At 58.7% G+C, this 19376-nt stretch carries 19 protein-coding genes and 2 pseudogenes; 11 read left to right on the top strand and 10 right to left on the bottom strand.

From position 1 onward, the window contains the following. The first annotated feature begins 446 nt into the window (after positions 1-446). On the top strand, positions 447-1007 hold the full coding sequence (locus IEW06_RS19410; protein ID WP_187734417.1) for an RNA polymerase sigma factor: 561 nt from the start codon (positions 447-449) through the stop codon (positions 1005-1007). Between the two features lie 46 nt (positions 1008-1053). Here the strand turns inward: IEW06_RS19410 and IEW06_RS19405 are convergent, their stop codons facing one another. Together IEW06_RS19405 and IEW06_RS19400 are read right to left on the bottom strand one after the other, a co-directional pair. Next, complete coding sequence (locus IEW06_RS19405) at positions 1054-1320, bottom strand: hypothetical protein (protein ID WP_187734416.1); 267 nt, start codon at positions 1318-1320, stop codon at positions 1054-1056. A gap of 88 nt (positions 1321-1408) precedes the next feature. Then, positions 1409-1774: a hypothetical protein gene (locus IEW06_RS19400; RefSeq protein ID WP_187734415.1), complete on the bottom strand. Its 366-nt coding sequence runs from the start codon at positions 1772-1774 to the stop codon at positions 1409-1411. Between the two features lie 521 nt (positions 1775-2295). Here IEW06_RS19400 and IEW06_RS19395 point away from each other — a divergent pair. Then, positions 2296-3627 carry a DUF2254 domain-containing protein gene (locus IEW06_RS19395; protein ID WP_188548797.1) on the top strand — a complete coding sequence of 444 codons (1332 nt, stop codon included), beginning with the start codon at positions 2296-2298 and terminating at the stop codon, positions 3625-3627. Between the two features lie 247 nt (positions 3628-3874). Here IEW06_RS19395 and IEW06_RS19390 read toward each other — a convergent pair. From IEW06_RS19390 to IEW06_RS19380, 3 genes and pseudogenes are all read right to left on the bottom strand, one after another. After that, positions 3875-4078, bottom strand: a pseudogene (locus IEW06_RS19390) (CocE/NonD family hydrolase C-terminal non-catalytic domain-containing protein); the annotation flags it as partial. A gap of 75 nt (positions 4079-4153) precedes the next feature. Then, positions 4154-4366, bottom strand: coding sequence for a hypothetical protein (locus IEW06_RS19385; protein WP_187734414.1), 213 nt, complete (start codon positions 4364-4366; stop codon positions 4154-4156). A 44-nt stretch (positions 4367-4410) separates the two neighbouring features. Next, positions 4411-4782 carry a hypothetical protein gene (locus IEW06_RS19380; RefSeq protein ID WP_187734413.1) on the bottom strand — a complete coding sequence of 124 codons (372 nt, stop codon included), beginning with the start codon at positions 4780-4782 and terminating at the stop codon, positions 4411-4413. A 457-nt stretch (positions 4783-5239) separates the two neighbouring features. On the opposite strand from IEW06_RS19380, the gene IEW06_RS19375 reads away from it, so the two are divergent. After that, entirely contained in the window at positions 5240-6334 is a 1095-nt protein-coding gene (locus tag IEW06_RS19375; RefSeq protein WP_187734412.1) for an acyltransferase family protein, read from the top strand. Positions 6335-6654: 320 nt separating this feature from the next. Here IEW06_RS19375 and IEW06_RS19370 read toward each other — a convergent pair whose 3' ends face one another. Both IEW06_RS19370 and IEW06_RS19365 read right to left on the bottom strand, forming a co-directional pair. Next, a complete protein-coding gene (locus IEW06_RS19370) occupies positions 6655-7071 on the bottom strand; it encodes a spore germination protein GerW family protein (RefSeq protein ID WP_188548796.1) in 417 nt (138 codons plus the stop codon). Between the two features lie 192 nt (positions 7072-7263). Next, on the bottom strand, positions 7264-7953 hold the full coding sequence (locus IEW06_RS19365; RefSeq protein WP_188548795.1) for a DUF4386 domain-containing protein: 690 nt from the start codon (positions 7951-7953) through the stop codon (positions 7264-7266). Positions 7954-8691: 738 nt separating this feature from the next. Between IEW06_RS19365 and IEW06_RS19360 the strand changes: the two genes are divergently transcribed. The 6 genes and pseudogenes from IEW06_RS19360 to IEW06_RS19335 all read left to right on the top strand — a co-directional run bounded on the left by IEW06_RS19360 (position 8692) and on the right by IEW06_RS19335 (position 14512). Continuing rightward, positions 8692-9390 carry a recombinase family protein gene (locus IEW06_RS19360; RefSeq protein WP_187734409.1) on the top strand — a complete coding sequence of 233 codons (699 nt, stop codon included), beginning with the start codon at positions 8692-8694 and terminating at the stop codon, positions 9388-9390. Positions 9391-9513: 123 nt separating this feature from the next. Continuing rightward, entirely contained in the window at positions 9514-10749 is a 1236-nt protein-coding gene (locus IEW06_RS19355; RefSeq protein WP_188548794.1) for an alpha/beta hydrolase-fold protein, read from the top strand. Positions 10750-11061: 312 nt separating this feature from the next. Beyond that, a complete protein-coding gene (locus IEW06_RS19350; protein WP_187734407.1) occupies positions 11062-11580 on the top strand; it encodes a hypothetical protein in 519 nt (172 codons plus the stop codon). Positions 11581-12277: 697 nt separating this feature from the next. Next, positions 12278-13321, top strand: coding sequence for a carboxypeptidase-like regulatory domain-containing protein (locus IEW06_RS19345; RefSeq protein ID WP_188548793.1), 1044 nt, complete (start codon positions 12278-12280; stop codon positions 13319-13321). A 51-nt stretch (positions 13322-13372) separates the two neighbouring features. Beyond that, positions 13373-13864 carry a hypothetical protein gene (locus IEW06_RS19340; RefSeq protein ID WP_187734404.1) on the top strand — a complete coding sequence of 164 codons (492 nt, stop codon included), beginning with the start codon at positions 13373-13375 and terminating at the stop codon, positions 13862-13864. 33 nt (positions 13865-13897) lie between these two features. After that, a pseudogene (locus IEW06_RS19335) lies at positions 13898-14512 on the top strand (PDDEXK nuclease domain-containing protein). On the opposite strand, the gene IEW06_RS19330 reads toward IEW06_RS19335, so the two are convergent. After that, entirely contained in the window at positions 14466-14603 is a 138-nt protein-coding gene (locus IEW06_RS19330) for a recombinase family protein (protein WP_187734403.1), read from the bottom strand. The pseudogene IEW06_RS19335 and the gene IEW06_RS19330 sit on opposite strands and share 47 nt — an antisense overlap. 455 nt (positions 14604-15058) lie before the next feature. Between IEW06_RS19330 and IEW06_RS19325 the strand changes: the two genes are divergently transcribed. Both IEW06_RS19325 and IEW06_RS19320 read left to right on the top strand, forming a co-directional pair. Continuing rightward, positions 15059-15784, top strand: coding sequence for an NADPH-dependent F420 reductase (locus IEW06_RS19325; protein WP_188548792.1), 726 nt, complete (start codon positions 15059-15061; stop codon positions 15782-15784). Between the two features lie 424 nt (positions 15785-16208). Further along, on the top strand, positions 16209-18038 hold the full coding sequence (locus tag IEW06_RS19320) for a gamma-glutamyltransferase family protein (protein WP_229743181.1): 1830 nt from the start codon (positions 16209-16211) through the stop codon (positions 18036-18038). A 387-nt stretch (positions 18039-18425) separates the two neighbouring features. On the opposite strand, the gene IEW06_RS19315 is transcribed toward IEW06_RS19320, so the two are convergent. Beyond that, on the bottom strand, positions 18426-18854 hold the full coding sequence (locus tag IEW06_RS19315; RefSeq protein WP_187734402.1) for a DUF1810 domain-containing protein: 429 nt from the start codon (positions 18852-18854) through the stop codon (positions 18426-18428). Between the two features lie 152 nt (positions 18855-19006). Beyond that, positions 19007-19216 (bottom strand): NHL repeat-containing protein, encoded by a 210-nt coding sequence (locus IEW06_RS19310; protein WP_187734401.1) that lies wholly within the window; start codon positions 19214-19216, stop codon positions 19007-19009. Between the last annotated feature and the right edge of the window lie 160 nt (positions 19217-19376).

The raw sequence follows: 19376 nt of genomic DNA, 5'->3' as shown, positions 1-19376 counted from the left end.
CTTGGGCCAGGCTCAGCTCGCTCTGCACATAGCGCTGCAGGAAAGCCAACGTTTCGAGGCTCACCAACGGCCCGCCGGCCTCCCGGATGCCACCAATGCGCTCGGCCTCCTGCAGGCGCCCGAGCCACTGCGCTTGCGCCGCCGGGCCCAGGGAGGCGGGGGAAGGGGAAAATAGGGGTTCGTCATCACCCGGTAGCTACCAAATAGCCCAGGCAAAGGGGGGGCCACTTCGCCCGGCAGCCCGTTAGACTTTTCGGCTGCCCTCTCCTTACCCGGTGCCTCGAACCCTTACCCACCACCTGATAGGCTACCGTGTCCCCAGCCCGGAACGAAACGGTCCGGTCTGCGTATGCAGGCCATTCACCCTCTTCTCTAGCCTAGGTGAAAAGGGAAGCTGTCCCAATTGGACTTTCCCTGCTGCTCCCGGTTGTTTCTCGTGCTTGCCTATGCCGTCCACCCCTCCGGCATCCCCCCTCCTCGTTCTGGACGAGGCCCAACTGGTGCAGCGCCTGCTGGCCCGGGACGAGCACGCCTTGTGCCTGCTCTACCGCCAGTATGCGCCCACCTTGCGGCACGCTATTCGGCGCCTGGTGCGCGACGAGGAGCTGACCCAAGATATTCTGCAGGAAGGCCTGTTGCGCATCTGGCTCCACATCGGGCGCTACGACCCGGCCCGGGGGCGCCTGTTTACCTGGATGCAACGCATCTGCTGCTACCACGCCATCGACGTGCTGCGCAGCGCCACGCACCACCTGCACACCCGCGGTCAAAGCCTGGAGGCGGACGCGGCCCGCTATCTGCCCGCTCCCACTACCTTCCACCCCGAGCACATCGGCCTGCGCGAACTCACCCAGCGCCTGTCGCCTCCGCATCGCGCGCTCATCGACTTACTCTACTTTGAGGGCTACACCCACGTGGAAGCGGCTAAGGAGCTGGGCCTGCCCCTGGGCACGGCGAAAACCCGGGCCCGGGCCGCCCTGCTCGCCCTAAGCAGACTGGCGCGCTAATAACCTTACCCATCAAAGAAGGGACCTGCTGGTAGTAGGAGGCGACTTAGCGGCTAAATTCCTCCCGCTGGCGCGTCGCTTCCAGCACCCGGGCCGAGGGCCGGGGCAGTTCGTCTTGGCCGGCCAACTGCTGCAAACTTACCTCGCCGTCAATGTAGCGCTGCAACTCCTGCACAATGGCCCGGCAGGGCTCCGTGCCGCCCAAGCGGGCCACCGCGATGCCCCATTCGGCGTGCCGCTGGCGCTTGCGCCGGGCCGCGCGCTCGGCGGCAGGTAACTCGTCGGGAATGGGGGTAAAAAGAGAACAGGCCATCGGCTGCGCGCTTAGCGGGTCACGGGCTCTATACGAGCCCGCGCGCAGCAGGTTGAGCTAGGGCCCGGGACGCCCAGTAGCTCCGGCCTCAGCTCAGGGGGTAGAGCGCGCCGGCGATGTGGGCGGCTACCTGTCCGCCCGGCACGGCCTGCGCGTACTGCAGGCGCTCATAGTGAAACAGCGAGAGGATAATTTTCGGCGCCTGCGGCTGGTTCGCCTGCGGGTAGGGGGTGGTGACCTGCAGACGGTAGCCACCGGCAAACTGCAGGGTCACACTCACCGCCTCGGTCGTAGGCCGGGGCCGAGCCGTGATGCTGGTGGGCGCATAGGGCGCGGCGGCAGCGACGGCGCGGGCCAGCACCTGCACGGCGTAGGCCTGCGCGACGGCATCCCCCCTTTCTAGGCAACTTAATTCCGTGCGTAAGGTGCCCCAGCAGGGCTGAATAGAGAGCATGTATGGGGGGCGAGGAAAGAGTACGGCGGCTGAAGAGCAAGCTTGAGGCCAGAAACTGTGTTTTCAGGGGACACAACTTCTGCGCTCCTTTCCCACCCTCCCTGCCCGGAGACTTAGCGTAAGGCCCCCTTCTAGCAGCGGTCAGCGCGCAGCCTGAGGCCCAAGGCACCGGCGACGAACGGACGACTTTTCAGTTACCTTCCTCCGTTCAGAAAAGAACACCTTTTTGCGCGCTGGCCTCCCAAGAACCTCTTGCACTAACGACACCTGGTGTACTTGTCATAATGGGGTTTATACGACAGCCATAAGCCCTTCTCACCCGTTAGGCACTTGCCTAGGCGCGATAACGGGCCCTACTCAGACCCTATCGAAAAGATGGTGGCTGGTTAAATCACCGTTAAGGGGAACTAGCATAAGCCGAGTTAGTGGCTTACTTTCATTTTTCTTTATCGTGCAAGGGGGAACCCGCCCCAGGCCGCGTAGTACATTCGTTCCCCACCGGTGGTACCCTCCTGTTTGTCATGAAGCTCGGCCTCCTCAAGTACTGGCAGCTGCTACGCGAATCGCTCTGGTTCGTGCCAGGCCTGATGGTGATTCTTTTCATTGCCGGGGCCTACGGCCTGGTGCACTACGACGCGCAAACCACGGTGGAGGGCATCAAGTATTTCCCGCTGCTGTTCGGCATCGGGGCCGACGCCTCGCGCGGCATGCTCACGGCCATTGCGGGGTCCATGCTCACGGTGGCCACCCTGGCCTTTGCCGTCACGCTCTCGGCCTTCTCCCAAATCAGCACCCAGTACTCGCCGCGGGTGCTGCGCAACTTCATGCGCGACGAGGTGAACCAGGTCATCATGGGCTACTTCGTGGGGGTGTTTGCCTACTGCCTGGCGGTATTGGGCACCATCCGCGGGCCCGACGAGGGCAAGTTCGTGCCCTCCACGGCCGTGCTGGCCGGCTTATTTCTGGCCATGGGCGGCGTCGCGGCCCTGGTCTTTTTCATTCACCACATCGCCGAGTCCCTGCAAACGGGCACCCTCGTGCGCCGCATTGCCCTCGAAACCATCGCGGGGATAAACGACCTGTTCCCCAACCACCTCGGCGAGCCCGTCGCCGACGAAAACCAAACCGCCGTCGCCGGGCGCCTGCTGGCCGCGCAGGGCAGCTGGCACCCGCTGCCCGCCACCGCCTGCGGCTACCTGCAACGCCTCGACGCCGACGGCTTACTGCAGTGGGCCCGCCGCCACCGGGCCATCCTGCGGCTCAACTTTGAGATGGGGGCGTTTGTGGGCCAGGGCCAGCCGCTGTTCAGCGTGCGCCCCGAGCCCGACGCCCCCTCACGCCCGCCCGCGGGGTGGCCCCAGGACCTGATGAAGTACGTAAGCCTGGGCCGCCACCGCAACATCGAGCAGGACATTGGGTTTGGCATTCAGCAGCTGGTCGACATTGCCCTCAAAGCGCTCTCGAGTGGCGTCAACGACACCACCACGGCCATTATGGCCGTCGACTACTTGGGCGAAATCGGCGGGCAGCTGGCCCGCCAGGAATTTCCGGCACCCCTGCGGGGCGATGGCCGCCAGCTGCGCTTGGTCATCAACGTCCCCACCTTTGCGAACTACATGCGTCTGTCGTTTGACCTGGTGCGGGCCAATGCGCAGGGCAACCCGGCCGTGCTGCGGCGCCTGCTGCGGGCGCTGGCCCTGGCCGGCGAGCAGGGGTGCCACGCCGAGCGCAAACGGGTGCTGCACGAACAAGCCGACCTAGTGCTGGCCTGCGCGCAGGCAACTATTTCTACCACGTATGAGCTGGAACAGGTGCAGTCCCTCTACGAGCAGCTGCGCCCGAATTGGGAGTAAGCGCACCACCAAAGCCCCGTTTGGCGAAGGTTGCAAAGCAGGTAGCGACGAAGACTAGTTGGCAGACTATTCCCTGTTGGTGAAACAGCCAGACTGGCTCGCTGGGTAACCACCGTTTTCTAAAACAGCTCCGCTAGCAGGTAGGCGCCTCACCGTCCCGGCGCGTGAGACAACAATTCGACCCCAGCGGAGTCATGCCTAGCAAAGCCCTGAGGTGGCCTTGTGTTTGCCTCAGGCTAGGGAGGCGTTAGAGCACCTTCACCCTCAGCTGCGAGGCGTGCTCAGGGCTAAAATAGAGGCGGTGCGGGGCGGCCTGGAAATCCGACTCGTTGGCCTCGAAGGTGTTGTTGACGTACGTCTGTGGGTTGCGGTCGACGAGCGGAAACCACGTGCTTTGCACCTGCACCATGAGCCGGTGGCCCTTCTTGAATGTGTGCAGCACGTCCTGCACCCCACAGCTGTTTTCATAATCTTGTCTTAGAATGGCCACTATGTATATGACGTATGCAGTCTTCCATCAAGCGGGTTACTGCACAATATGACTCCGCACGAGGGTCCAGGTCCGGGGCTGGCGGTTGTACCAGGTACGCAGGCGTACAACGCCCACGTGCGGGGCCCAGTAGTAGTGCGACGGCCAGCCCCCTTCCGAGCGGTCACTGAGGGGAATCTTCACCTCCAGCACATCGGCGTAAGTGGTGTTCCCGATTGTGACGGGGGCCGTGGGCCAGTAGGGTTTCATCACGCCCAATAAGTAGCCCAATCGGCCGTGGCCGCGCGGGCTACCTAGGCCTTATTCGTTCCGTGGCAGAGGAAAACTCGGTTGCCTAGCCGAAAGTACCCAAAGAAGGTACCCGATCGGACCCTGCGTAAATCGACGGGTGCTACTTTGATTAACTCCTTGCCTTGCGTTTGCTCCGTCGAAAAATAATACCCTATCGCCTCGCCGCAGCCTTTATCCGTCCCGATCAGTTGCCGCAGGGCGGGGAACACACAGGCGGCAGGCTCATACTTGGGCAGCTTGAGGCCGGGGAAAGCCACCGGCGGGGGAACGCGAAGCACGGAATACAGGGTATCAGAGAGGGCCGATTCCCCACCTTGTCCCCTGACGGGTAGCCAGAGGAGCAAGGCAAAAAAGACGAAACAAGTTTTTTTCATGGGTCTCCCAGCGATGCCGGAGAGGAAAGTAATGGATTCACTGCTAGAAGCCTAACCGGAAGACGAGTGCACGAAAACGGTGCTTGAAGCCGAGATGATTGAACCTCAACTTAGTACCGATAAGGCCGCATTATCACTACCCAGACAAGAACACCTCAGTATTTAGCAACCTGTTGGGTCACCTTTCTTAAACGCTCCCTTGCGAGAAGTGACGAGTAGCGGCTCTTGTTGATGTTTACCTGCAATAAGCGGAGCACTACGACTGCAGGGCCTGGCCCTGGCATGGGTACAGGAGAAGACTGGAGGAGCGGGGCCCCATCGGGTGCCTGCGTGCTCGTGGTCAGCCAGCGCCCAGGGAAGTCAGGTTAGTCGCGTAGCAAGGGCCGGTTTTATTATATATAAGTATTGAAATATATTATTAAGTTTGGAGGATTGAACCCGTACGCCGTATTCCCCGATGCGCTATATTGCCCAACTCGATGCCCTGCGGGCCCTGGCCATCCTGTTTGTCCTGATCAATCATACGGTGCCGAAAAGCCACCCGCTGTTTACCCTCTCCGATAAAGTTTCGGGGCCCGATATCTTCTTTACCCTCAGCGGCTTCCTGATCACAGCCCTCCTGCTCCGGGACCGGCAGGCGGTGGCGCTTCAGCGCACCACGAAGCGGGGCGTCTTCCTCCGCTTCTTTCTCAAACGGGCCTTGCGCCTCTATCCTGCCTATTTGTTGCTACTGGGTCTGGATTTTTTCTGGCGCGGCATACCGGCCGCTAACTACGGCCCCTATGTATCGTTCACCTCTAACCTGGTCATCTACCAGCAGCAGGACTGGGGGCCGCTGGCGCACTTGTGGACCATGGCGGTCGAACAACAGTTTTACCTTTTGTGGCCCTTTGTACTGGTGCTGCTCCCGCGGCCGTGGTTGCCCTACGCCATGGCGCTCTTTGTTGGCGGGGGCCTCTACAGCCAGTACGCCGTCCCCACCACCGGCTTTGGCCACGTGCTGCCGCACACATGTCTGGATGCCTTGGGCCTGGGCGCGTTGCTGGCCTGGGTAGTCCTCGAAAAACCCCAGTACTTCAACCAGGTATACCGCGGCCTGGGTGGGCTGGCCTTAGCCAGTATAGTCCTGATGCTGGCTCAGAGCGCGTGGGGGCTCGATCTGTATCTGAATCAGCGGACGCTAGTGGCCGTGCTGGTCGTGTGGCTCATGGCCTACTTCGTGGTGCGGGGGGAAACAAAAGGGGGTATGGTGAACGCCGTCTTCACGGCGAAACCCTTGCTGTTTATCGGCAAGCTGAGCTACGGCATTTACCTCTACCACCTGACAGTCCTGTCCTGCGCGTACCCCGTGCTCGACCGGCTGAATCATTATCTGCCGTTTTATGAACGGGGCGCGTATGGCTACTGGCTCGTCGAATCGCTGCTGCTCATCGGGGCCGTGGCCTGGGGCTCGTGGAACTACGTGGAGCGGCCGCTCACCGCCTGGAGTAAGCACTTCGTTCGTAACAAGACAACGCCGACCCGGCCCCGTCCGGCCCTCGCTGCTACCTAAGGCCGGGTCGGCGTTGGCAGGGCCGAAAAGGGGGAGTGAAGAGGCCGCCGGCCCCGCAGCGACAGAGCGATTACTAACTATACCTCAAGCCAACCTCTCTTGCTCCTGCTTGCGCGAGAGTTTAGGTATCATAATTCTTCCTTAAGATACCTAAGGGTATCCTGTCGGATGCCTCCCTCATTTTCAGGATAGGTTCCGATAACTTTCAACTTGAGGAACCTGTCAACCACCAGCGATAAGGACGGATAATAGCCTCCTTTTTGTCCTGGCAGGGGCCCTGAATCTCGGCACCGCCGCAAATAATGCCCCCTCCGGGGGTGCTAACGGTTCTTCAGCAGTCTGGGTACCGCCCGCAGCAACAGCAGCGCCACCACGCCGCTGACGACGACCAGCGGCACCACCGACCGCCGAATGGGCCGGAACCGGCTGCGCCCGTCCCGCAACTCAATGAAGCCCACGGGGGTGATACGGACGCCTCCGCCCCCGCCGGTGTCCCCCTGCGGGCCCGGCCCGGTACCGCTGCCCCCGCCGAAGCCGTACATGGCCCGCGCGACGGGAATGACTGTCACGCCGTCCTGCGCAATGGGCGGGCCGTACACCGTCTGGGCGGAAACGGAGGTGCTCAGCAGGTGCGCCAGGCGCTCAGCCAGCGAAGGCCCAGTCGGAGCGGGGGAGTCGACGGCGGGCATCTCGGCCAGGCTTTTTTCCGTGGGAGCAGGGGCAGTCGAAGTCATCATAGCACTAGGTTAGGGGTGAGGAAGCGGTGGCTTCCGAAGGCAATGGGGCAAGGGCGCGGGAGCGAGGCGGCCGGGTCTTGGAACAGGAGCCAAAGGTCGGCCAGCAGAGGGCGGGGGAACATGAGTTTCCTCAGGCCGCCCGGTGATTCTGCTCAGGGAACCCGGGGGCTGCCGGCGGGCCAAACTCGCCAGTTACGCGCCGACGTCGGCATCTTTCAGCCGGGTCCCTTTCACCAGTAGCCAGATGCCAAAAAAGAGCTCGCCTGTGGAAAAAACCAGCAGCCAGGACAGGTTAACCCCCCGAAAGAAGTAGGGCTGTACACTTAGTAGAATCCAGGCGGCCCCGGCCAGCATGATCAGCACTCCCAGTAGCGTCGGGATATACGACGCCTTATACAGGAGGGCCCCCTTCAGCAGCAGGTAAAGACCAAAGATGATATAGGCAATATGCATCTCGTATCGTCGGGCATTTACCACCTGCAAGACGTGGTCGTTGTTTACCCCTTCCGGAGGAGGGGGCCCCTGCACCAGCTGATAGGCGGAGAGAAAGTTCAGCAGGGCCCCGATGGCCAGCACGGTATACACCACCAGGAACCCGGCCGCCAGTAGGGATAAGGCGGCCTGCACGGGCCTGAGAAAGAAATACATGGCCCAGGCCAGCACAATATCATAGAGGTAGATGAAGAGGATGGCGAAAATGCCGGAGAGAAACAGGGTGGGATGGGTCGCTAGATTCTGAGCGGTCTGGGCAGCATCGGTCGCGACCAGGAGGGTTTTGAACACATAAAATTCGGCATACGGCGCCGCGGGCACAAACAGGGGCAGCCCGCCGAGCAGGGCGGCGGTCCGCAGGGAAATACGGTCGTGGGGTGGTCGCATCATCCGGCCTTACTGTTAAATAGGAATTTAAGATAAAATAATTTAACGTTTTTTAGGATAGTCCTGCGAAAGAATGGGCCCTTTCTTTCCGGTGGTCGGAAGCGATAAGCCCCGCGTATGACGCTTGTCTTCTCCATCTAGGGCCGCTACCGCCGCCTATATTCCTCCTACCGGGAAGCGTCCCAAAGCGGTACCGATCCAACGGACCCTCGTAGTCCTCGTTCGTTTAGCTCGATGAGTTCCCCCCCCCTATGGACCCTCCTTCGACGGTGGCCGCTGTTCCCGGGAGTAGCCCGGCGAAAGGATAGAAACTGTAAGCCCCTCTCCTATTTCTATAGTGCTCATGAATGCTCTTGCAACCAAATTGAATATTTCCTAAAATCTTTGGACCAAAAATTAAAAAAGTCAATATGCACCTGCAAACATGCAAATCGATTGGGAATTTTAACATTATCAAGTTTTGTATGATTATTCCGACTAGTACAAAAGCGATTTTATATACTTTGTGTTCTTATAAGGTTGTATTGCACATTATAAAGACCCTGTACAGTTGTTAAACGTCCGTTTAACAACTGTACAGGGTATCTGACTTTCGCCTATCTTTGCTCAACCCCGTATTAATTAGTACATATAAATTAAAATATATTAAAGAAGTATGGGGGTGTCACGGCAGGAGCGTCTAGCTATTATCGGGCGCCCTCTGCCTATCCTCTTTTCACCTCCACTCTATATATAATAGGGATGCGTAAATATGTCGCGTACTACCGGGTCAGCACGGCCCGCCAGGGGGCCTCGGGTCTGGGCCTGGAAGCCCAGCAGGCGGCCGTGCAAACCTTCGCGAAGCATGGGTTGATTGTGCAGGCGTTCACGGAGGTGGAAAGCGGCAAGCAGAACCAGCGGGTACAGCTGCTCGAGGCCATTGCCGTGGCCAAGGCCGCCCAGGCCACCCTGCTCATTGCCAAATTGGACCGGCTATCGCGCAACGCGGGCTTCATCTTCGCCCTGCGCGACAGCGGGGTGGACTTTACCTGCTGCGACATGCCCGATGCCAATTCCCTCACGGTGGGCTTGTTTGCCATTTTGGCTCAGCACGAGCGCGAGACCATCTCCACCCGCACCAGGGACGCGCTGCGGGCTAAGAGAGCCCGCGGGTACACCCTGGGTACGCCGGCCAACCTGACCGAGGCGGCCCGGGCGCGCAGCATCCAGGTCCGGCAACAGAAGCGCCAGCAGGCGCCCACGCTGCGCCAAGCGCTGAGTTTGATTACCCTCCTGCACGCGCAGGGAGTGGCTTACGCCGCCATCGCCCGCCGCCTGAATGCGGCCGGCTTTACTACCCTGCAGGGCAAGCCCTACTCCCATGTGCAGGTTAAGCGCATGCTGGACTACGCGCACGCCGACCAGGCCCGGGCCCGGGGGACGAGCACGCCGCCCGCTTAGCGACCCCACCCCGGTGGGTACCAGCAACCGGCGGAAAAGCAGTTACTGATCGGTCCTGAGTTTAAGCGGTTAAATTTTTGGGCACTAAGAGTAGTTAGTCAGCATTCACTAAAACGTACCCTTATGAAACACTTTCTTTTCTTTCTTTCATGTATTGCATTCATCTTCCCTTGTAAAGCGCAGCCAGGCAATCAATTAGTGCTCGGAAAAAAAGACAGTATTCAGTCAAAAATATTGGGTACCAAAAGATTATTTTATGTCCATTTGCCTACTAGTAATTCCGCTGCTGGGGCGGCGAAAAAGCGGTATCCCGTGGCCTATGTATTTGATGCCGAGGCCCAGTTTGCCTCCACGGTAAGTACGATTCAATTTTTAAGTACCCATTACAACTCCGTTTGTCCAGAAATGATTGTGGTGGGTATATTACCAGAAAACAGAAGAAAAGAATTAACCCCCACCCATGCCGATATAATCCCGCCTTACTGGGATTCGGTCTCTACGAAAGCATCCGGGGGAGGAGAACAATTTATTGCTTTTATCGAAAAAGAATTAATACCCTATATTGATAGCCACTATCCAACCCAACCGTATAAGATGCTGATTGGGCACTCGCTCGGCGGGCTGATGGTGATGCAAACGCTGGTACACCACACTGCTTTATTCAATGCCTATATCTACATAGACCCTAGTATGTGGTGGGATAATCAAGCCCTATTAAAAGAAACAAAACGGGCGTTAGAAAAAAGACATTTTGCCGGAACAGCCCTTTATCTAGGATTTGCCAATACCGTGGATGACGATATACTACTAAACAATATACACGCCGATACCACGTTTGATACCAAGCACCTGCGCAGTATATTAACATTGCAGAGCTATTTAGAAAAAAACAAACAAAATGGCTTAAACTATACAGGTAAATACTATGAAAACGACAGCCACATGTCGGTGCCATTGATTGCCGTGTACGATGCCTTGCACTTTTTATTTAATTTCTATCCAATAAAAATAAATGTCAAAGAGGAAAACAATCCCGACCCCACTTATTTGGTAAACAAAATTAAAAGCCATTATGCCTACGCCTCCAAACAAATGGGATACAAGGTGTTTCCTGCTGAAGAGTTATTAAACTGGAATGGGCATAACGCTTTGAATAAAAAGCAGTACGAAAAGGCCAAACGTTTATTTGATTATTATCTTGCTATATATCCTGAAATTGCGGCTGCGAATGCGTGCATGGGTGATTATTACCAAGCCATAAATGAAACAAAAAACGCCCTTGCCTATTTTGAGAAATCGTTGGCTATTCAAGAGAATGCAGCAATCAGAAAGAAAGTAGAAAAAATGCAGGGCAAGTAAAAAAGGCGGACACCCTTGGGTTTTGGGTAAGTGGGGCGGATGGAAGGACAAGCACCTTTTGTACAAAGCCAACCTGCAGTTCGGGCTTGAGTGTCTCGTCCGGAAAAAAGTTGACCGTTTGAAGTTAGTTCGCCAAGGCTTTAGCCACTTTCGTGGTCATCCTCAGATAGCTTCTTCTGGGCGCTGGGCTGTCCTGCTGCTTTGGATTGGACCAGCACGATCGGACGCGGGCCCAGCGGAAGCAGCCCGGTCAGCAAACGACAAGATTGCCGCGCTGACGCCGGCTTGTCGACCACTTATCGTTCCCTTCTTATGCGCTTACTGTATGTATTTCTGCCACTGTTGATCGTGGGCTGCACTAAATCGGGGCCCGCGCCCGTCCCTACCGCTGCCTTTACCACCAGCCGTTCGGTGATTGAAACCGGCGAGAAGCTGCATTTAACGAATACCAGGCAACAGGCGGTACACTACGAGTGGCGTTCCTCGCACGCCCGGGACTCTGTGAAAACCGATTCCGATCCGACGTATATCCTTCGAGGCGCAGGCTTGTACGACATTACCCTTTTAGCCTTCCCTGCCGATGGGGTTCAAAGTAGCGCGACCCAGACCGTGAAAGCCGGCCGCCGCCGCATCAAATGGTATCGGATTACTTCCGTAGACTTTATGCGTCCCAACGGCCAGCCCTGGCACGCCGATGGGACTGCCCCTACGATTGCTACTACCTTGGTTACGCCGGCTGGGAAGACTGCTTTGAGTACGAATGACATGAACGTGTCTCCTGCTACATTGCCCCTTCTGTATTTCGCTGATAATAACTTGCCGCCCTTGTAGGATGGGAATTGGTCGCTCCAGTTCTCTTATAATAATAAGAGTGGGAACTCCGAGCCGATGTTTACGCTCCCCCTCGTCCTTGCGGGGCCCCCGGCGGACCGGAATGCGGACGGCAACGGCACGTATCGCTTTCAGTCGGGTAAGTGGGCCGTCGAATTGGAGATTGAAACGCGGTAGCGTGGGGGGTAAAGAAGAGTCTCTTGGCTGGACAGGCCGAGGCGTACCCCGGCACTAGGCTGATGGCTGCTTGGAGAAATGATAATCGTTGGCGAGACGCAGCAGTGGCCATGATTGATTGGTACTCGCGCTGAGATGATGTGGTCAGCTTCAACGCGGCGCAGAATCTAGGGCTGTGAGGGTGCGCTGTTCTGCCGGTACTTGCGGTTAAAGAACTAGCTGGCGGCCGCACCCCAGCCGCCCGGGAGCGATCCGTTCTACCCCTGTAATCGGATGAAGAGCATTTCCCCCTTGCCGTTGGTGAGCGTAAACTTCTCCATCTGTCCCCTTCAGCCGTGTCATTTCAGGCTTTTTTATTGGGTAAGTAACTTAGATATCGGTGCGACAAGTGAGTCCAGGAGCCAACCGGGCACCCTGGCACCTAGTATTGAATTATAAGAAGATGATTCGGCATATGGATTGCTTGAGGCGGCGCTACTCTTGTCATCTTCGACTATTCCTCCTTTCCTGATTCTCCTTCATGCAGCAGTCTACACGCTTGCTGGCTTTGGGCCTCCTGATCAGCAGTAGTTTAGGCCTACCCGCCTGTGGCGATAAAGGCGGAAACCCGCAGCCGACTCTGCCGCCCCCTACCCAGCCCGCTCCGCAAGGGCAAAAGGCAACGCTCATCGGGCAAATCCAGCCGGCGGGAGCTATCACGCTGATTACGGCCACCAACGCCGGGGGCGGGAGCATAACCGCGACGCCGACCAGTGACGGGTCCTATTCCTTCCCCGATTTACCGCTGGGCCCCTATACCCTTTCCTTTACCCCAGCAACCGGGTACGTAGCGCCCCCCAATCAAGCCATCACGCTCGTGGCGGGCGGCACGAGCGTGATGGCCCTTACTGTGCCGCCCCTGCCGAAGCCGCCGGCTCAAAAAGCCCTGGTCACAGGAGAAATCAAACCAGCTAACGCCATCACGCTGGTGACCGCTACCAACGCGGCTGGCGCCCGCGTGACGGCCACGCCGACCAGCGCGGGCACGTATCGCTTCCCGGAGTTGGAGGTGGGCACCTACACACTGGCCTTTACGCCAGCGGTTGGGTATGTTGCCCCGGCTAATCAGGCCGTGAGCCATACCGCAGCAGGCACCACGGTGCCCTTGCTAACGGTCGGCGCGGCGGCCTCTTCCTTGTCCTATCTCGTGGACGGCGTGACCGTGACGCCAGCCTACCGTTTTGGGATGCCCCTATCTATTTGGTATGCGACCGAAGGGGGCGGCACCGGCCACTCCCTCATTTTCTTATTCAAGACCTGGCCGACTAAGGTGGGTACCTATTCGGCACTAGAGGACGAAGAATTCATAGGGGTGCGGTACACGGACCCCAATTTTAATTATTACAATACGGAGAGTTGGAAGCATGCAGGCGCGAGTGGTACTCTGACGATCACCGCCATCAGCACCGTGACCCGCCGCATGTCGGGCACCTTCAGCTTTGTCGTCATCGGAACTGTAACTAATCCCCGCTTCCCCGATAAGAGAACCATCACCAACGGTACCTTTACCAACGTAGCCTTCTAAGCGCCCACTGCGCCAATCCTGTGACTTTAGCTCACTTATGTAGCCTTATCTATGTTTCAATTAGTACGCCTACCCTCCTTTGTCGCGAGTGCCTTGGTCCTGACTAGTGCCCTCACGGCATGTGGCGATAAAAATGAGGAACCCGGGCCCCAGCAATATATCGTCATCGTGCGCTACACGGCCACCAATCTGCAGCCCAACGGGGAGGACGCGGGCGCTTCCGTGGGGGCTCGCTTCACCAACGAGTCGGCCAGCTGGGTGAAAGGGATCATGCTCGACACGGCGCAGGGATCCGACGAGACCGAGGGAGAGTTTGAACAGCCCGAGTTGATCGGCTCCGATAAAGTCACCGTCGAGTTAGCGTTCCCATATGTTGATTCCGCCGCCGAGGGCAAAGCCTTGCCCGCCACTACGGCTATAAAAGCCGAAATCCTGGTGGCAGGCAAGGTGAAGAAAACCCTGGTGCTGGATAAGAACACGGCCTTTGATCCGCAGCAGGGCACGCTCCACGTCGAGCAGACCTTTCAAGTAAAGGCGTTGTAAGCCCGTTTACGTGGCCGGTCGAAGGGCCCGGGCATGTATCCCAACGAAGCCTTTGTGCAAGCGTCCCTTGCACAAATACCCTGGTATCATCACTTGACCTTGTTGGAGAAAGTGAAAGACGAGTCGACGCGCCTACTCTATATCGAGGCGACGGCTCGCCACGGCTGGTCGCGGGACGTGCTGGTACATCAGATTGAGAGCGGCTACCATCGGCGCCAGGGACAGGCCGTGACCAACTTTACGCGTACCCTGCCAGCGGCCGATTCCGAGCTGGCCCAGCAGACGCTCAAGGATCCGTATCTATTCGACTTTCTGACCCTCACCACCGGCTTCAAGGAGCGGGACTTGCAGCGCGGTCTACTGGAGCATATTACCACCTTCCTGTTGGAACTAGGCAGCGGTTTCGCCTACGTGGGGCAGCAGGTGCCGTTAGTCGTCGGGGGCCAGGACTACTACCTGGATCTGCTCTTCTATCACCTCCAGCTGCGCGCCTACGTCGTCGTCGAGTTAAAGATCACGGAGTTCAAGCCCGAGTAGGCGGGCAAACTAAATTTCTATCTCGTGGCCGTGGATGAGCAGCGGCAACATCCCCAGGATGGGCCTACGATTGGGTTGCTCTTATGTAAGGGGCCGCGGCTTTTTCCTTGATCACCTCCTGGCAGCCGTAAGTGCGGAGGGCATCAAGCTGTAGATGTACTTGTTGCTGCTGGGTGGATACCCGCGCATAGCCCCAAATCATGGTCACGTCTCAATAAGTCAGCAAACCCTAAGTTACTGACGCATTGATTTATGAGACAACAATTCGAGACTTTTTCTCGGCTCTAGGAGCCATTTTTACGAAGCCGAGTTAAGCGGTAATTCGGTCGCAGAATATGGTATAAGTTAACTGCCGTCTGATTCAGTTCGGCCACCTATTGCCGTACCAAGACAACTGCGGACCTAGGTGCGCCCCAAGGCATCAGGTGGGTGCCATGCGGGGCATACGTCTATGCCCTGAGCCGGATCGGGCGACACCACGGCGAGGGCCTAAGGGCTGCTCCAGCGTTTTGGGGGGCGGGGAGAAATGCAACCCTTGGTTAGGCATACTTAAGTCGGCCATTAGGGCAAAAGAAAACAATCTGTCGGCCGCGTGGTCTTAGGCATTGCACCTGCGTAAAATAGCTGCCCACTACCTACTCACTCATCTCACGCACCATGAATATTGGAATCATTGGGGCCGGCCACATCGGCACTGCCCTGGCCGGACGGCTCACCCGCCTCGGCCACTCCGTGCTTATTGCCAACTCCCGGGGCCCGGAAACACTGACGGACGTGGCCCAAAAAACCGGCGCCACCCCCGCCACGGCCCGCGAAGCGGCTCGCCACGGCGAGCTGATCGTCGTGACCATCCCGCTCCGCAACATTCCCGATCTGCCGAAGGATCTGTTCGCGGGCGTCCCGGCCGGCGTGCCGGTGATTGACACGAGCAACTACTACCCGCTGCTGCGCGATGGGCAAATTCCGGAGCTGGAAAGCGGCGCGCTAACCGAGAGCGAATGGGTGCAGCAGCATCTGGGGCGGCCAGTGGTGAAAGTGTTCAACAACATCTACGCCGCTCACCTCGAACAGAAGGGGCAGCCGGCCGGCACGCCCGGTCGCATTGCCCTGCCGGTGGCCGGCGACGAGGCCGCCGCCAAGCACCAAGTGATGGCCCTGGTCGAGCAGTTAGGCTTCGCCGCCGTGGACGCCGGCAGCCTGCACGCGTCGTGGCGGCAGCAGCCGGGCACCCCGGCGTACGGAGCTGATATGCCCGCCGCCGCGCTGCAACCGCACCTGGCTAGCCTGGGCACGGAGCGCACGGCCGCGCAACACGCGCAGTTCCTAGCCAACCATGCGGAGCAGGAAAAGCAAATGGCGGCGCAAGGCATCAAGCTCACGTAGCCAGTACTGAAACTGGAGTGGTGGACCTATCCCCTACCCTTCGCAACCCAACAAAAGAGCCGTGGCAGTTGCCACGGCTCTTTTGTTGGGGTTGCGAAGGGTAGCCATGGAAATCAGTGCTAAAGGAACGTAGCAAGTCGTTCTTCCCAGCTCGTGGGGCCGCGCGGCGGGCGCAATTGCCGGGGGGCAATATCCTCGGCCAAGATCGATTACCATTAGGCCCAGAAGCCGAAAAGTGCCGAGCGTTAATTTCCGTCTTTTTGAAAGAACAATAAGCCGCCTGCCTGCGCAAATTTTCCTTGCCAGGCCTTTTTTGCTCTTACGCTTTTGCTCCTCCCTTTCAATTATATTTAACTTCACAAACATTGCTTTTATGAAACGGCTATCTGCCCTTCTGGCTCTACTTGTCATTTCGTTGTCCGGTATGGCACAACAGACCCAAAAGCCCCCCTTGCACGGTAAGCACTGGATGGCGATAACGGGCAAGCCCCTGGCGGCAACGGCCGGGGCCATGACGTTTCAACAAGGCGGGAACGCGGTCGATGCGGCCTGCGCCATGCTGGCCGCGACCTGCACCATGTGGGATGTATTGAGTTGGGGCGGGGAAACCCAGGCCCTGATCTATAACCCGAAAACCAAAAAGGTCATCGCCCTCAATGCCATGGGCGTGGCGCCGACGGGGGCCACCCCCGATTTCTTTAAACGCAAAGGGTACAACTTCCCGCCGGAAAACGGCCCGCTGGCCGCCACTACGCCCGGCACCCCGGGCGGCCTGATGCACATGCTGGCCCACTACGGCACCCTGAGCCTGGCGCAGGTGCTGGCCCCGGCCCTGGAAATGGCGGCCGGTTACCCCATCGAAGCCCAGACAGCCAACAGCATCGAGAAAAACAAAGCGCTGCTCAAACAGTGGCCGTACAGCAAGAAGCTGTTTCTGACCCACCCCGGCCAGCCGCGGGAAGCGCCCGAGGCCGGTGAAATATTCGTCCAACAAGACCTGTTGCAAACCCTGACGAAGCTGGTAGAAGCCGAAAAAGCGGCCCTCCAGCAAGGCAAAAGCCGGAAAGAGGCCATTATGGCCGCCTACAACCGCTTTTATACCGGCGACATTGCCCAGGAGTTTGTCCGCGGGTCAAAAGAACAGGGCGGTCTGATTACGATGCAGGACCTGGCCCGCTGGAAACCCCTGGAAGAGGAGCCGCTGATGGTCACCTACAAAGGCATTGACGTGTACAAGCTGCCGCAGTGGACCCAGGGACCCGCTATGCTGCAGGCCCTCAACCTGCTGGAAAACTTCGACCTGCAGGCCATGGGCTACAACAGCTCCAAGTATATTCACACGGTGTACCAGGCCATGAGCCTCGCCTTTGCCGACCGCGACTTTTACTACGGCGACCCCCTGGCTGCCCCCCAAGAACCTATTAAAGGCCTGCTCAGCAAGACCTACGCCAAGCAGCGGGCCCGCCTGATCCAATACCAGCAAAACGACCCCCGCATTGGCCCCGGCGACCCCTACCCCTTTGAGGGCCGGAAAAACCCCTACCTCAAGCTGCTCAAAGCCCGGGGCTACGAGCTGGACACCACCAAACGCAATTTCGCCCCCAAGCATGATGTAGGCAACACCTCTGCTCCCGCCGAGTACCAGGAGCGCCTGTGGCTGGGCACCACCACCATGGAAGCCGCCGACAAAGAAGGCTGGGTGGTGTCGATTACGCCCAGCGGTGGGTGGCTGCCGGCCTGCGTGGCCGGCAACACCGGGGTGGGCATGAGCCAGCGCATGCAAAGCTTCGTGCTGGACCCCACCCTGAACCCATTTAACGTGGTGGCCCCCGGCAAACGGCCCCGCGTCACCTTAACCCCCTCCATGGCGCTCAAAGACGGTAAGCCCTTCCTTTCGTTTGCCGTGCAGGGCGGCGACACCCAGGACCAGAACCTGCTGCAGTTTTTCCTCAACGTGGTGGAGTTCGGCATGAGCGTCCAGCAAGCCGCCGAGGCCGCCAACTTCAACACCAACCAGTTATGGCTTTCGCTGGGCGGCTCCAAAACCGAGGACCGCCAACCCAAGCCCGGCCAGATTCTGCTCAACAACAGCACCCCGGAGCCGGTGCGGGCAGACCTGAAAAAGTTAGGCTACATCCTCAGCTTTGACGAGCGCACCAGCGGCCCCATCAATGCCATTTACGTGGACTGGAAACACGGCAGCCTCTGGGGCGGCTCCAGCAACCACGGCGAAGATTACGGCATCGGCTGGTAGCAGAAAGCTGGGGTTCTAACCCAACGAGGGACAACCGCTGAGTCGGAAGCTATGGCACGTGAAAGCGGCCTTTTTATAGGGGCAGGGGGTAAAATTACCCTACTCCGTTTTCAGGGGCTGTCCCCGGCTGCCTAGCCCTTGGAGGTAGCTCCTGCTCTGCTGGCCGGCGCGGTAGTGAACCCACCCCTTTGGTAGGTCAGCCGCTGGCCAGCGGAGAAGCCGCATCGCGGCTGGGGAGCGAGGGGGTTGGCGGGGAGAGTACCCTGGGTTAACGTTTTCGATTCCTCCTCGACTTCCCCTGGTTCGACCTCCCCTGGTTCGGCCATTCTAGCGGGCAAATGCTCTCTTTTTAGGCGTAATAGGACCCCACTTGAGGGGCCATTATACCTAGTCGGGATAGAGCAGACGCAGGGTCTGCGCATCGGGCTGTCCCCGAAAGAACTTGTCTAGGATCTGCTGGAAGATCGGCTGCTGCGGACACACGGCGTCAAACAGGGTCATGCAGGAGCGTAATTTGACATCGTCCGGGCTGCCCAGCACCTGGGTGGCATCGTTACTGGGCAAGGCCAGCAAGACGGCGCAGCAGTGGAGCAGCCGGCTGCCGAGCTCGGGATGCTGCGCATAGGCGCGCGCTTCCTCTCCGTTGCGCAGGGCATAGTACTGGGCCGTGGCACTGCGCCCCAGGCCCTGGAGCTGGGGAAAGATAAACCACATCCAGTGGCTGTGCTTGCGACCCCGCTGCAGTTCGGCCAGGGCCCCGGGATAAGTGCTGGCTTGCGCGTCCAGGAAGCGTTGTAAGGAGGTTGGTTGACTCATCAGGCAGGGGGCCGCAGTTCTCTCGGCTACGAGGGAAAGGTAACGGAAGTAACTTTAAGGGAGAACCCTGCTCGCCGGTGGCCGGCGGTTTTGCGCGGCAGCTAACGAGCGCCGGTGGCAAGTACTCTATCCTTCGCCTCGGGGGCTAGCTATCACTCCGGGTTGATCTGGCGAATAGTGTGGTTGCCCGCATCGGCCACGACGAGCGTGCCCTGGGCATCGAGGGCAATACCCTGCAGGCTCCGAAATTGGGCGATGCTCAGGTTTCCGTCCTGCAGCCCGGGCCCCAGCTGACCTGCCAGGGCAGTGACGAGGCCGGCGGGCGTGATTTTGCGTAGGCAGTTACGGCCGTGACGTACCATTACCTAGGGCATTCACGGCCACCCCGCTTGCTTTTTTCCGCTCCCATCGACGAGATGAACCAAGCCTTAACGCAATACTTGCAGCAGGACAGCGTACTGCGCCCCAGGAACGCCATTGGCTTTATTCAGCGCAATTGGGCAGCCATTCTAAAACTAGAAG

This window comes from Hymenobacter qilianensis (genome assembly GCF_014638675.1).
Taxonomy (GTDB): domain Bacteria; phylum Bacteroidota; class Bacteroidia; order Cytophagales; family Hymenobacteraceae; genus Hymenobacter; species Hymenobacter qilianensis.
Note: the sequence above shows the minus strand (reverse complement) of the source record. Positions and strands in the feature narration are given on the sequence as shown.

Coding starts and splice junctions, on each gene's coding strand:
- IEW06_RS19410 (WP_187734417.1), top strand. CDS start 447: ATGCCGTCCACCCCTCCGGCATCCCCCCTCCTCGTTCTGGACGAGGCC.
- IEW06_RS19405 (WP_187734416.1), bottom strand. CDS start 1,320: ATGGCCTGTTCTCTTTTTACCCCCATTCCCGACGAGTTACCTGCCGCC.
- IEW06_RS19400 (WP_187734415.1), bottom strand. CDS start 1,774: ATGCTCTCTATTCAGCCCTGCTGGGGCACCTTACGCACGGAATTAAGT.
- IEW06_RS19395 (WP_188548797.1), top strand. CDS start 2,296: ATGAAGCTCGGCCTCCTCAAGTACTGGCAGCTGCTACGCGAATCGCTC.
- IEW06_RS19385 (WP_187734414.1), bottom strand. CDS start 4,366: ATGAAACCCTACTGGCCCACGGCCCCCGTCACAATCGGGAACACCACT.
- IEW06_RS19380 (WP_187734413.1), bottom strand. CDS start 4,782: ATGAAAAAAACTTGTTTCGTCTTTTTTGCCTTGCTCCTCTGGCTACCC.
- IEW06_RS19375 (WP_187734412.1), top strand. CDS start 5,240: ATGCGCTATATTGCCCAACTCGATGCCCTGCGGGCCCTGGCCATCCTG.
- IEW06_RS19370 (WP_188548796.1), bottom strand. CDS start 7,071: ATGATGACTTCGACTGCCCCTGCTCCCACGGAAAAAAGCCTGGCCGAG.
- IEW06_RS19365 (WP_188548795.1), bottom strand. CDS start 7,953: ATGATGCGACCACCCCACGACCGTATTTCCCTGCGGACCGCCGCCCTG.
- IEW06_RS19360 (WP_187734409.1), top strand. CDS start 8,692: ATGCGTAAATATGTCGCGTACTACCGGGTCAGCACGGCCCGCCAGGGG.
- IEW06_RS19355 (WP_188548794.1), top strand. CDS start 9,514: ATGAAACACTTTCTTTTCTTTCTTTCATGTATTGCATTCATCTTCCCT.
- IEW06_RS19350 (WP_187734407.1), top strand. CDS start 11,062: ATGCGCTTACTGTATGTATTTCTGCCACTGTTGATCGTGGGCTGCACT.
- IEW06_RS19345 (WP_188548793.1), top strand. CDS start 12,278: ATGCAGCAGTCTACACGCTTGCTGGCTTTGGGCCTCCTGATCAGCAGT.
- IEW06_RS19340 (WP_187734404.1), top strand. CDS start 13,373: ATGTTTCAATTAGTACGCCTACCCTCCTTTGTCGCGAGTGCCTTGGTC.
- IEW06_RS19330 (WP_187734403.1), bottom strand. CDS start 14,603: ATGATTTGGGGCTATGCGCGGGTATCCACCCAGCAGCAACAAGTACAT.
- IEW06_RS19325 (WP_188548792.1), top strand. CDS start 15,059: ATGAATATTGGAATCATTGGGGCCGGCCACATCGGCACTGCCCTGGCC.
- IEW06_RS19320 (WP_229743181.1), top strand. CDS start 16,209: ATGGCACAACAGACCCAAAAGCCCCCCTTGCACGGTAAGCACTGGATG.
- IEW06_RS19315 (WP_187734402.1), bottom strand. CDS start 18,854: ATGAGTCAACCAACCTCCTTACAACGCTTCCTGGACGCGCAAGCCAGC.
- IEW06_RS19310 (WP_187734401.1), bottom strand. CDS start 19,216: ATGGTACGTCACGGCCGTAACTGCCTACGCAAAATCACGCCCGCCGGC.